General features: G+C 61.6%; 13 protein-coding genes. All 13 read left to right on the plus strand.

Translation table 11 applies throughout. The annotated features are described in order from the left end of the window. The first annotated feature begins 17 nt into the window (after positions 1-17). The 13 genes from AC07UK_RS04790 (at position 18) to AC07UK_RS04850 (ending at position 12555) form a co-directional block, all read left to right on the plus strand. On the plus strand, positions 18-3122 hold the full coding sequence (locus AC07UK_RS04790; RefSeq protein WP_058698253.1) for a DEAD/DEAH box helicase: 3105 nt from the start codon (positions 18-20) through the stop codon (positions 3120-3122). Beyond that, entirely contained in the window at positions 3119-3364 is a 246-nt protein-coding gene (locus tag AC07UK_RS04795) for a hypothetical protein (protein WP_058698161.1), read from the plus strand. The genes AC07UK_RS04790 and AC07UK_RS04795 overlap by 4 nt, the downstream gene beginning before the upstream one ends. A gap of 644 nt (positions 3365-4008) precedes the next feature. Continuing rightward, positions 4009-4326: a DUF5983 family protein gene (locus AC07UK_RS04800; protein ID WP_143010731.1), complete on the plus strand. Its 318-nt coding sequence runs from the start codon at positions 4009-4011 to the stop codon at positions 4324-4326. A 391-nt stretch (positions 4327-4717) separates the two neighbouring features. Further along, positions 4718-6385: a PRTRC system ParB family protein gene (locus tag AC07UK_RS04805; protein ID WP_058698159.1), complete on the plus strand. Its 1668-nt coding sequence runs from the start codon at positions 4718-4720 to the stop codon at positions 6383-6385. Positions 6386-6447: 62 nt separating this feature from the next. Further along, the gene (locus tag AC07UK_RS04810) at positions 6448-6888 is read left to right on the plus strand and encodes a PRTRC system protein E (RefSeq protein ID WP_058698158.1); all 441 of its coding nucleotides are present in this window, start codon (positions 6448-6450) and stop codon (positions 6886-6888) included. Positions 6889-6899: 11 nt separating this feature from the next. Continuing rightward, entirely contained in the window at positions 6900-7124 is a 225-nt protein-coding gene (locus AC07UK_RS04815; protein WP_058698157.1) for a PRTRC system protein C, read from the plus strand. Between the two features lie 93 nt (positions 7125-7217). Next, complete coding sequence (locus AC07UK_RS04820; protein ID WP_081050303.1) at positions 7218-8360, plus strand: PRTRC system protein F; 1143 nt, start codon at positions 7218-7220, stop codon at positions 8358-8360. Between the two features lie 9 nt (positions 8361-8369). Next, positions 8370-9092, plus strand: a complete 723-nt coding sequence (locus AC07UK_RS04825) for a PRTRC system protein B (protein WP_058698155.1) — start codon at positions 8370-8372, stop codon at positions 9090-9092. 2 nt (positions 9093-9094) lie between these two features. Further along, positions 9095-9736 carry a PRTRC system protein A gene (locus AC07UK_RS04830; RefSeq protein WP_058698154.1) on the plus strand — a complete coding sequence of 214 codons (642 nt, stop codon included), beginning with the start codon at positions 9095-9097 and terminating at the stop codon, positions 9734-9736. Next, positions 9733-10533, plus strand: coding sequence for a PRTRC system ThiF family protein (locus AC07UK_RS04835; RefSeq protein ID WP_058698153.1), 801 nt, complete (start codon positions 9733-9735; stop codon positions 10531-10533). Before AC07UK_RS04830 ends, AC07UK_RS04835 begins: the two co-directional genes overlap by 4 nt. Positions 10534-10706: 173 nt before the next feature. Beyond that, positions 10707-11432 (plus strand): hypothetical protein, encoded by a 726-nt coding sequence (locus AC07UK_RS04840; protein ID WP_116318648.1) that lies wholly within the window; start codon positions 10707-10709, stop codon positions 11430-11432. Between the two features lie 159 nt (positions 11433-11591). Next, complete coding sequence (locus AC07UK_RS04845; RefSeq protein ID WP_070940837.1) at positions 11592-12065, plus strand: outer membrane lipoprotein; 474 nt, start codon at positions 11592-11594, stop codon at positions 12063-12065. Between the two features lie 85 nt (positions 12066-12150). After that, positions 12151-12555 (plus strand): hypothetical protein, encoded by a 405-nt coding sequence (locus AC07UK_RS04850; protein ID WP_058698151.1) that lies wholly within the window; start codon positions 12151-12153, stop codon positions 12553-12555. Positions 12556-12664 lie beyond the last annotated feature (109 nt).

Genomic DNA, 12664 nt, shown 5'->3' on the forward strand with positions numbered 1-12664 from the left:
TTCTTATGGGACCTATCATGACCAATTGGTACGAGCCCTTACGGGCTATTGTGAGCCTCGGCTCGCAAGCCGAAAAAGTCGCGCACATGGGCGAGTTGCACGCGGCGCGTAAGCGCCATCTTTCGCAGTTCTTCACCCCGGATGTGATCGCCCGCCTGATGTGGGGTGTGGTGGCCGACTGGTTGCCGGATCGGAAGGTGTCCATCCTGGACAATTCTGTCGGGTCCGGCCGTCTGCTGCAGTTTGCAGATCCGGTCAGGTACAGCCTCTTTGGTGTGGACGTGCACAAACCAACGATCGAGATAATTCAACAAGCAATCGAGGCAGCCGGCTTCGACGGCAGCTTTCGGCACGCTGGGATGGAGGATATTCATCCGCGCAGATTCGATATCGCGCTAATAAATCCCCCGTTCTCGATTCATCTGGAGTCGCCACACCTGCAGCCCTACGACTGCACGACATGGGGCCGGTTTGGCCCGCGTACCAGCGCGCTGAGCCATGAGTACGCACTTGCCCAGGCACTCGACGCCTCACAAGTCGTGGTCGCCTTGCTTCCGACCACGTTTGTCGACAAGTTTGCTGATGGGTCGATTCCGCATGGCGAGCCATATAGCGATGCCTCGCGTCGCGTGGTGGGTGCATTCGACCTACCCGCGAACGCGTTTCGTGAGGAAGGCGCCGAAGTGCGCACCTCCATCGCCGTGTTTGCTCGCTACCGCGTGCGGGGAGGCATTCTGCGCCAGCCGGTGCGGGATCTGTCGACACCGTTGCCGAAGCTCCAGCTGGAGTGGGACGAGCGGCGATATGGAGAGCCGAAGCTGGCACACCAGCTGCTGGACGATCACGGTCCCGCTATCACGCGGCCTGTAACCTCGCAGAAACGGGTACGCATCTCGCATGACGGCCGCCGGATCATCCTCGGCTTCGAGTGCGGATTCACCGAGGCGATGGTGCTCAACCATGTGTTGGAACGCCGAATCGTATCGCAGGAAGGTCAGCGGCTACCGAGCGGCTTTTGCTATGCGGGCACGGGTCGGCTGGATCTGGAAACCTACCTCGTGCAGGCAGATCCGATCGCTGCGCTTCGCGAGCTCGTGAGGCTGGTGAAGCGCGCAGGCGGCGAGCCGGAGTTCGCGCCGGGCTTTCTGGAGCATTTGCACCAGCGGCTGCGCCGCAGTGCGCGGCAGGCGCTGCCTCTGCGCCATGCCGTTTGGACAACGGGCGTCGGCGCCGTGAACATGCTCGTTGCGGTCGCGACCAAGACGCATGTGGTCGACACCACCGTCTGGGGAAGCCCGATTATCAAAGCTGGCCAGGCAGTGCAGTTTGCCCGGCAGGCAGATGGTCGATATGAGTACGAGGTGCGCGGGAAGCGCTACGTCGTCTCGTTGGACGAAATCACCACCCGATACAGTGTCGAGAAATCGGCGCAGGCCTGGGAAATCGTCCATGAAGGGCTGCAACGCCGTTATCCGCAACAGGCCAACCAGCTGCGCAAGCGGCTGCTGGCGTTGGGAATCGACAAGTGGTTGGACTGGCAATTCCAGCAGGAAGACCTGGTCGAGCTGCTGATGAAGCCCAACGGCGCAGTAGCGGCATGGGAGCAGGGCTGTGGCAAGTCGCGGCTCGCTGCGGCACTGATCCTGCTGTCCGGGGTTCGGCATGGCCTGATCGTGGTGGAAGCCAGACTGGTCCCGGAGATGCGCGCGGAACTGGGGCAAATTCTGCCGGCGTCGGATGTTCACGTGATCGAGTCGCCGGAAGACCTGAGTACGCTGGGACGAATCAACCTGATCGCCTACGAACGGCTTCGCATGCCGGTATGCCGGAAGGCGTCGCGGCGTGTCACCTATGCCCATCGGCTGCGCCGGCGTATCAGTCTGCTGGTGGCAGACGAGGGCGAGCGGTTGTCGAACCCGACCAGTGACCAGAGCCGCGCGCTATGGCAGCTGTCGGCCAGACGCCGCTATATCCTGACAGGCAGCCCGATCGCCAACTATCCGCGTGACATCTTCGGACTGATCGCGTTCACGGGTGGCGACGGCACTGCGGCCCAGCCGTACGGCTACCGGCGCGGCTACCTCGAGGCGAACTGGCTGGCCACGGCGCAGCATGCCGAACGAGGTATCGACCGCTTCCGCAGTGATTTTGTGGTGCTGGAGTGGGTGACCTGGGAATTTGCGGAGAGCCTGCAGGACGGGGCGAAGCGCGAAGTGCCGAAGATTGGCAATCTCCCGCGGTATCGCCAGATGCTGGCGCCGCACGTGAAGCGTCGCTTGGTCTGCGAGCCCGACGTGTCGCGGTACATCCAGATCGAGCCACCAGCTGTGGAGGTGGTCGAGACGGACTGGGATCCTGCTCACCTGTCGCTCTACCTGCGTACGGCGGACGAGTTTGCCGAATGGTACCGGGACGTCCGCAAGGATGGCCGGCCGAACAATCTGATTGCCATTCTTGCCAGGATCCGTGCGGTGCATTTCGCCGCCAACTACCCGCAGCACGGGGTAGACGGTGTCGGCGGGCTGGCGCAGCTCACCAGCAAGCAACGCGCCGTGGTTAAACGGCTGGTGGCAATTGCCGCCGAAGGGAAGCAGGCCATCCTGTTTGCCGAGAACCCGGGGGTTATCGACCTCATCGCCAGTCAGCTGAAGGCGAAGGGGGTGGAGACCGTGCCGTTCCATGGTGGCATTCCGATTGCGAAGCGCGTGGCCGACAAGGACAAGCGGTTCGTCGGCGGCAACGCCACAGGGCTTCTTTGTACCAAGGCGTCCGGCCGGGCTGGCTACAACCTGCCCAATGCTGACTACGTCCTCTTCTATGATCGTTCGTGGACGTGGCGCATCGAGTATCAGGCGATGCGGCGCGCGCTGCGGTGGAACCGGAAAGGGCAGTTAAAGGTGGTGTATTTCCATCTGCCGGGAAGCGTCGATTGCTATCAGGACCAGATGGTGGCGCACAAACGGGACGCCATGGAGGCTGGTCTGGACTGGGCGACGCCGGAACTCGAAGACGAGGCGTTCCTGCACATGGACACGCTGTTAGACCATTTTGTTGAAGATCTCGCCAAGCTGCACGGCCGCAAGGTCCGGGATCAACGCGAGCTGCTTAAGGAGGCGGCATGAAGACTGACGACTGCAGGATCGCCATTGGCGATGGCTTGGCGACGATCAAGTGCCGCGGCACCCGCGGTACCACCGTGGCAAGGATCCTGGGTACCGTCGAGGCAGACGGGATGGAGGTGATCTGCCTGGATCGGCTGGTGCATGGCATTTTTGAATCGGAGCTGGACGGCTGGCAAGTTGCCGGCGCGGTCACCACGCTGCTGTCGCGGCCCATCGGCCCGCGGCATGGCGTGCACCACTAATCGAATCGCCTGGTCGCGCGCGGCCGGGCTTTCGCTCGTACCTGACTCGACCGAGTCAATATCAGGCGAAAGACGAAAGAAATTGGCGAGCGTTTGGGCGACAGCGAAAGCTGTTCGCCCCATGCTGGTTTCGGCAGCCCCCGCTACGGAAACCCTCTCGCACTTGCTCCCAGCCCTCCCTTCCAGAGGGCATTTTTTTTTGAACAACCGCAGGAGCCAATCCGTTGCTACGATCATCAGGTCGGGTGGGCTAGCGTGGGCCTATTGATCCGGAGGGCTGACTTCGGATACTCTCTTACCACTTTCCGCGTCCCAGACGCATCGATCCGGCACCGCAAGGTGCCAGCTTCTGCAGTACGGTGGCCGCCGGGCCAGTCCATCCATTCCATCCCGCCGGGAACCACGTTCCCGGTGCGGCAACGGGTTCCCCATTCCTCTTCGGAGAACCCCAATGCTATACCCAACTGCTGTCGCCCTTCGCAAGATCCGTACGGCTCGCAGTCCGCGCACGTACTTTGTCCGGTTGAAATGGCTGAAATCACCGAGTCCATCCGGGCTTCCGGTGTCTACCAACCCATCCTACTTCGCCCTATCAACGGACGATGCGTTCGATTTCAAGCTCGTCGCTGGAGAGCAGCGCTACCGTGACGTCGCTCTCCGCTGAATTACGATTGGGAATCACAATGAAAAAATTGCCGGTTAACGACTACTTGACGCTTTCCGCCTTCCACCTATCGGAAGAGACTTTTTGCTGCTTTGGACAAGAGCCCGTTTTGGCTAACAACTTTGCGAGCTATTTTGTGGAGGTCATCAACGTCTACGCACCTTCTGCTAGACACTATGCAATACCAGAGGACCTGGAGAAGGTAATGCAATACGCGATGTCACTTGGCATCACGTTGCTGCATTTCGATGTCACGGCCGACGAGATAGAGGTTTTGCCGCGGTATGAGTGGTCGTAGCCGTTTCACGCCATGGTAAGAATTGAGGTGCCAATGCATGTTCGTGCTGTAAGGCGCAGAAGCCATGTAGGCGCGGCAAGCGGCCGCCAGCTGTCACCAAAACTTTTACGTTTTCCTCAAGGCCGCCTTCCATACGAACCTGGTCTGTGCCTGGTTGTTATTCGCCGCCACGTGGCAGCAACCATTTTGCGGGATCTTGCTACGCAAGCCAATATTGGCTATCCTCACATCACTTTCCGCGTCCCAGACGCATCGACCCCGCACCGCAAGGTGCCAGCTTCTGCAGTACGGTGGCCGCCCGCTTAGCCGGGCCAGTCCATCCATTCCATCCCACCGGGAACCCGTTCCCGGTGCGGCAACGGGTTCCCCATTGCTCTCCGGAGAATCCACAATGCAATTTCCATCTGCTGTTGCCCTTCGCAAGATCCGTACTGGCCGTAATCCGCGCATGTACTTCGATCCGGTCGAAATGGCTGAACTCACCGAGTCCATCCGGACTTCCGGTGTCTACCAGCCCATCCTGCTTCGCCCCATCGAAGACGACGAGTTCGAGTTCGAGCTCATCGCAGGCGAGCGTCGCTACCGCGGTGCCGTGGAGGCCCACGGCATCGACTGGGTGATTCCCGCCCTCGTCAAAGTAATGACCGACGACGAGGCCGACCGAGCGGCGCTCATCGAGAACGCCCAGCGCGCGAACATGTCGCCGTCTGAAGAGGCCGTTGCCGCCTCGAAGATCGTCGGCCATTGCAAAGGGGATCGCGAGGAAGCCGCCAGGCTCCTGGGCTGGTCCCGCGCGACGCTGGATAAGCGCCTTGCTCTCATGAATTGCAGCCCGGATGTTCAGGCGGCACTGAATGAGCGCAAGATTCAACTCGGTCACGCCGAGTTGCTCGCCACACTCGCCAAGGACAAGCAGGACAAGCTCCTGCCGGTCATCCTCAGCGAGAAGAAGGCGGTGTCGGAGTTGAAGAAAACGATCGAGGCGGCTGCGTGCAGCCTGGAAGTGGCGATCTTCGACAAGACCGACTGCGCCACGTGCCCGCACAACTCCTCGTTGCAAACGGAGATGTTTGGCGAGGCGATCGCTACCGGCAACTGCACCAACAAAGCCTGCTACGCCGAGAAGACCGACCGTAAGCTCGAGGGCATCGTCTACGGGCTCAAGGAAGAGTATCCGATCGTGCGCATCATCCGGTCCGGCGACAACCATACCCGCATTCAGCTGAAGGTGGATGGACCAACCGGGGTCGGTGAGGAACAGGCCAAAGCTTGCCATGCCTGCCAGAACTTCGGTGCCGCGGTCAGCGGTCTGCCGGATTCCATGGGCAAGGTCTATAGCGGCCAGTGCTTCGACACGGCATGCAATCAGAAGAAGGTAGCGGCCCGAATCAAGGCGGAGCGTGATGCGGCCAAGGCGCCTGCTGTCAAGCAGACCGCCGGCAAGACGGCTGCGGCAACGAAGGGCGACAAGTCGTCCGCGGCTGCCGAGAAGCCGGCCACGGTGATCAGCGAGTCGGAGAGGGTGAAGCAGTACCGCACCGAGCTCTGGCGCAAGGCGCTGCGCAAGGAAGTTGCGCAGAACGCTGAACAGGCCAATGCCTACCTGCTGGCCGTCGCCCTGAACGGTCTGTCGCGCAACATTGGCGGCGACGTGATGGGCAAGTTCTTCGAGAAGCTCACCGAGCAGAAGTCGTCCTCGACCCTGCAAGGTTGTCTCACGGCCGTCCATGCCATGGACGCGGGCCGTCGCCAGCAGCTGACGATCGGCATGACGGTGGCGGCAATCGACGGCATGGAGGTGAACAACCTCCGGGAACTGTGCCGGTACCACAAGCTCGACCTGCGCGATCACTGGAACCTGCAGAAATCGCAGGACTTCCTGGAGATGCTGACCAAGTCCGAGATGAAGGTCCTGGCTGACGAACTTGGCATCCGCAAGGTGCTGGGAGATGGCTTTGCCAAGCTGTTCGGCAAATCAAAGGCTGAAGTTGTTGCTGGACTTCTGTCCGTCGACGGCTTCGACTACACCGGCAAGGTCCCCAAGGTCCTCGGCTACTAAGCTTCTTTCCAATCGGAGGCGCCAGGGCGTCCTCCGCCTCATTCATTTCCCAAGGATTCACTATGTTCACTGAATTGGCTGCGCTCGTTCGCGCGAGCGAAAAGGTCGTCGTCACGCTCACTACGCAAGGCGACACTATGTCTGTCGTTGTCGTGCCCGTTGTCAAGGACGCTGCGGATGCTGCGCTGAGCACCCCCTTGGCGCTGTCGGCGACACCGGCGGAGCTTGATGAAGGTTTCGCCGCCGCGATTGCAGGAGTCAGCGCTGCGCGTCAGTCGCTGGCTGAGCAGGTCGAGGCCACCAGGTCCATCCTGGAGGCGGCCAAGACCTCGCAGTCGACCAAAGCCACGAAGGCCCTGACCACGGCGGCGGCGCCGACGGCATCCGAAACGTCCGAGGAGGACGATGACAACGACAAGCCGGAAGGCAGTGTTGGCGCGCAGGCAACGGCGAACGACGGCGCGGCCAAGACGGCCGGCACCGACCTCGCATCGCTGCTGTAAAGGAGACTGGCATGGCACTCGAGGTTAAGAAGCTCACGCGCGAGTTCTCCTATAACGGCATGACGCTGATGGACCCCGGTCCGCAGTTCACGCCCCAGCAGGTGCGCGACGTCTATTCCGCCCAGTACCCCGAGCTGACCACTGCCGCAGTGGATGGCCCGGAGCACAAGGGGGAAGTCGCGCGCTACACGTTCGTCCGCGCTGCCGGCGCAAAGGGCGCTCATGCGCAAATCTGACCTCATGAAGGCACTGTCTACGGGTCAGTTTGCCTCCATCAACAAGGAGCCGCCCGAAAGGGCGGTTTTTATACATTCTGAGGAGACCCAACAATGTTGTTCGATCCTCGCTCGTTTGTTCCTGACATCCATCCGGGACAGCAACCCGCATGGACGCCACACCGACAGCATTCCACTGCCGGACGTCGACCTGCCCATGATTTTCTGACACTGCCGAAGCTTCCAGGCTCTGTTCCAGCCACTGCGCGCCTCACCTATGGCGATGAGTTAGAGGTTACAGATCTGGTGCTGGCGCAATTTGCGGCCGGCATCCTTCGGGCCAGTGATGTGTTGAACCCGACCAGTGCGGGGGATGCTTTCGCGCAGGCCATGTTCGCATGGCTGGGAAAACGAATCCCAGCGTGTCAGCGATTGCAGTTCGGCGCGAAATTATTCGATCGCGGCGCCGCCATGGACCAGGTCATGCAGTTCGGCTGGGAAGACGGGCTGGAAGCGCCGCTCTACCTGGCCATCGAACTGCCCGGCGAGGAGGTGTATGCGATCGGGGAAGCGCGGGCGCACGCCATGCGTGCGGCACACCCGTCGTTGCTCTTCACGGCAATGAACCTGATCAATGCCGCGTGCGGCAAGTCGCTGTTCGTTCGTACGCCTGACATGCTGCTGGACCAGTTCGCCCGCTGGCACTGGGATTACGACGCGACCCTGGCCGACGACGAGAACGCCCGGGAGTTCCTCAAGGAGAACTTCGGTGGCGAGGATGCCGACATCGAGCGCTATCTGCCGTCGGTGGTGCGCGCCGAGCTTGCACCGGACGACACCCTGCCAAGGTATGCGCAAGTCGACGCAGCTTCCGCGCATCTGCGTGAGCTGGGTCCGCGCAACTTGCGCGCTCTGGCGCGCATGCATAGTGGGTGGCTGGGCGAGTTTTGTACGGCGCTCGCCGACCTTCGGCTGCTGCTGGCGAGGGCGGGGGAGCAGTCGGCCATCGCCGGCGCCCAATGGGCAGAGCCGGCCTATTCGGCCGCGACCATCGCCTATCGTCCCAGTGACTATGTGTCGGAGATCCTGGACGACCACTATGAATGCCTGAACAACGCTGGCGACGCCACGATGTTCCAGTGTTTCATTCCTCTTGCAGACGATGCCGCCGCGATTCGCCAGCAGTTCCGCGATCTGGCAGACATGCTGCAAATCATCGGCGCGCTTGACCGCGTGCTCACACTCATTTCTTCATAGGAGGGCCCCATGGCCGAGATCCTGACCGCTTCGCGGTCGCATGATGTGGCCCTGCAAGGGGCCATTTTGCTTTATGGCCGCGCTGTCGGAGACTTTTCGTATGCCACCGCGCATCGAATCGAGCCGGACGGAAACAGCGGCCGCCCCGTGATCGGGGCCGGCACGCCGCTCAATCGGCTGGCGCTGATTCAAGCGGTGCGCCAGGTCGCCGAGGCCTCGTTGCCAAAGGGCGAATTCCTGACGCCCAATGTGCTGTCGATCAGCCCCGCCGCGGTGACGTGGTGGTGTCCGGCAGACCGTCGGCGCGTCTTTTTCAACTGCATGGAGCTTGGCGAGTGCAGCGCCGTGGTGCCGCATCCGGCCCTCGTCTTCCAGGCGTCGCACACGGGGTTCCGTGTCTTCGCACTGCCCGGGCAGGAGCGGCCGGTGCCGGCAACGGTGCTTTACGAGCCGCCTTACTTCAACACGTGGGACAACGGGAAGATCTGCATTGGGAGCGCACATGTGCCAAGGCAGATCGACGTCACCTCCATTGCAGGCTGGGAATCCGGGTTCTTCAACTCGGCATTTACCCATCCCAACCACGGCGGCCAGCGCGTGAAGTACAAGCGCGGCGCCTACGCCTTCTGGAAGGACATGCTTGATGGGAAGTTCCCGGACTACCCGAGGCAGGTTTTCATCCCCATGAAACATACGCTGGCCGATCTGATCGCCGGCAAATTGGACAATTGATCATGCATCCTGCCGATGTGACCCTGCAACAATCCTTCCCGTCCATCATGGTTCCGCGCCTTTCCAGGCTCGAACCCATGACCCGGGCGGGGGAACGGCTGCTCATCGCAGCCAACGGCGTGTTCCTCGAGATCACGCGCCCTTGGCTAAGGGTCGTTCGCCGGCTTGGCGGTTTTCAGCATCGCACGGCTATCCCGTATGGCAACGCGAGCGAAGAGACGGATCTACTGTGCGGCCGCATTCCCGCACGATTGATCGGCGAGTTTGCCGAATTGGCGCGCGCCGCGTATCCCAAGGAAACGGGTGCGTGGGTGGTGTGGAATACCAAGGACCCTGCCTTCAGGCTGGTTCCGGTGCAGATCCTCGAGCACAGTGCGGGTCACCTGAAGTATGACCGGCCAGTGTTGGCAGACGGTGACGTGCTGGTGGTGGACTGCCATTCCCATGGCCGATCACCTGCATTCTTCTCGCCCACGGACGATGAAGACGACCGGCACGACGTGAAGTTTGCGTTTGTGTTGGGCAACTGCGCCGCGGCTGTGCCTTCTTTGGCCCTCCGGCTTTGTGCCAAGGGAATCTTCGAGGTCATCGAGACGGTGCCGGCAGAGTGGTATGCGGCGGCGTCCTTGGAGGTATTGGCATGATCGAGCATCGTATTCCGGAGATCATGACCCGGCGCGCCTGGAATGTCGTCGTCGTCGGTGCTGGCGGTACCGGCAGCGCCTTGCTACCCAATCTGGCGCGGCTGCATCACGCCATGCTCGAACTGGGCCACCCCGGTGGCATCGAGTGCACGGTCTACGATGATGATACGGTCAGCGAGACCAATGTCGGCCGTCAGGGCTTCTATCCCGTGGACGTCGGTCAGCCCAAGGCGACTTTGCTGGTCAACCGGCTCAACAATCTGATGGGAACGCGCTGGGAAGCGCGCGTCTGTCGCGTTGGTAGCCGGGATCGCTTTACCTGCGACATGGTGGTCGGCTGCGTCGACACACGGAAGGCTCGCAAGGCCATCCTGGGCGCGATGAGCCGGGGGATCGGTGGCTACTATCTTGACTGCGGCAACGAGTCGGACAGTGGCCAGGTCATCCTCGGCCAGGTTCGCGGCAAGGCCGCTGAGCGCCTGCCTCACGTGGGCGATCTCTTTCCGGAGCTGTTGGACCCGAAGGGGGACAAGAAGGACACGGCTCCGTCGTGCTCCATGGCCGAAGCACTTAGCAAGCAGTCGCTGGTCATCAATCAGGCGATGGCGGTGCAAGCGTACAACCTGCTGTGGACGCTGTTTCGCACGGGTACCTTGCAGTACTGCGGCGCGTTTGTGAATCTGGCGGTGGGTCGCACGAATCCGCTGCCAGTGGATCCCCAGGCTTGGGAACGATTCGGGTATCACCTCCCCGAGCCGAAGCGGCGTGCGAAACCCGCCCCGCGCCAAGCCGTTTGAGCCCGCCATCCCCGCTTTCCTTGGGAATGGCTTCTTTCATCGGCGAGTTCCGGTTGCATTAACCTGGGGCCCGTTTGAACGTAACACTCGCGCCGCTGGCGCGAACCACCTTCATCAACCCGTTGGGGCACTAGCCCTGCGGGCGTGCTCCATCTCTTACCTTGGAGCACTTCATGAGCAATTCTTCAAACACGCTGCGCGCTTATCGTCGCATCTTCGTGACCGGGAGCTGGCTGCCAGACAACACCGCGGTCGGCGCCTGCTGGAATGGCACGATGTGGAACGGCTTTCCGGTCCCTATGTTCACACGCGAAGACGGCGACGGACTGTGTGCGGTCATGCCGAACCTTGTCTACGTGGAGCGCCGGCAGGCGTTCCTCTTCGACGAAAATCAGCAAGTTGAATGGTTTCGTCCCTCGATCGCCGTGGTGGACGGCAAGGAACAGCACCTCTACGCAATCGGCGATAGCTGGTGTTGGCAGTTCGCGGACTACGCGGACGATCCGAACGTGCAGAACTGGCTTGCGGGTAGCTACCTGCAACTTCACCTGCGACCAAGTGTGCGGGCGTGGATCCAGGAACTCGCATGGGCGAATGGCCAGTCGGTGGAGCACCACGCCGAATTTCTTCTGGCGTGTTTCTGTGAAGAGCGCAGAGACGGGCGGTCCAAGTTCGATCTATCAGGTTTCGAGGCGACAGCGTCGCGCGCGCAGCATGCAACACCCGTTTCGGATGGCGATGCTGTGCGCGTGCGCAGTGGACCGTGGCTCAACGTCGTAGACGCTTTGTTGTCGCTTGTCGCAGCAGAAGACGGCGGCGAGCCATCGAGGCTTTCGCGCGAGATGTTTGCAGAAACCGTTCTGCATGGTCTCGCTCGCGAGCTCGGCGGTGTGGCGTAGCCGGACCTCTCCACATTCGGCGCCGACCCTGCTACCATTGCGGCACCTACCGCGTCTCAGACGCATCGACCCCTTCCGGTTGTATAGCCGGACATCTCTTCTCTCCCCTACGGGCCTTCCTGCCCGTGGGCATGTTGGCCGATTTTTCTTGAGGCCATCATGTTCAAGCGATTCTTCCTGCTTTTCCTTTGCTGCGCCATTTTCACCGGCTGCGCTGCACAGCCGACTTCGCCGAACACCTATCGGGGTTCCGAAGCGCTGCGCCGTGGTAGTGCCGAAACCGTCACCGTCCTCCGGGTCCGTCCCGTCACGATTGTCGACAGCGACGGATTGATGTCCGCAAACACCGGCGTGCCTGGCGTTCTTGGTGCCGTTGTCGGCGCGGTCCTTGGCGCTCGCGTCATTGGCAACGGCAACGGTCGTTATCTGGCTGGCGCCTTGTCGGGCAGCGTCTCCGCGGTGATCGTGCAGACGGCAGCCAACCATCTGAGCCGCCGCAATGGCGTTGAGGTCATTGTCCGCACGGACAACGGCCGGCAGATCGTTGTCACCCAGGATGCCGATCAGCAGTTCGTCACCGGCGAGCAGCTGTACCTTGTCTCGGGTGCCGGCGGTCTTCGCCTGACTCGCTAACGGGCTCCAGTCGTAGCCTTATCTGTTTCACCCTTGCCTCGCGGGCCTCCCGCACGGGGGGCTTTGTCGCGAACTGGAGTTCACCATGTTCGACGTTGCACAAGCCTCTCCTATCACCATCATCCCCACCGAAACGAAAGGGAAATACATCTTTGAAGTCGCGGATGCCATCCGTCGTCAACTGTGCAGTGCTGGGCTCGAGCCGGAATGGCTCAATGCTGCCAACTTCATGGATGACGACAACGAAGCCTTGTACGGTCCGAAGTCGTCCCGTCAGTGGCCCCAGTTCGGTGCGCGTGAACGGCTTGCCGTCTCCGTGCATCGCGGCTGGTCGGAAGGGTGGGCGGTCTTCGTTGACCGCGTCGGTTATACCGGCGATGCGTCCAACCTGGTCACCACTGCCCAGAAACTGTTGGTCGGCAAGACGCTGTCCGAGCGCCAAGCTTGGGCCACCGTCAGGGCGATCACCAAGATGTTCGATATTGCCTGATATCCGGGCCTATCCATTCGCAAGCCCGAGAGGGCTTGCCCAACCCCTCGGGGTTCGGCAAGTCGCTTTCACCCGCGTTATCGACGCATCGACCCACTGTCCGGCAACT

The sequence above is a fragment of the Cupriavidus sp. GW821-FHT07C08 genome (genome assembly GCF_059419025.1).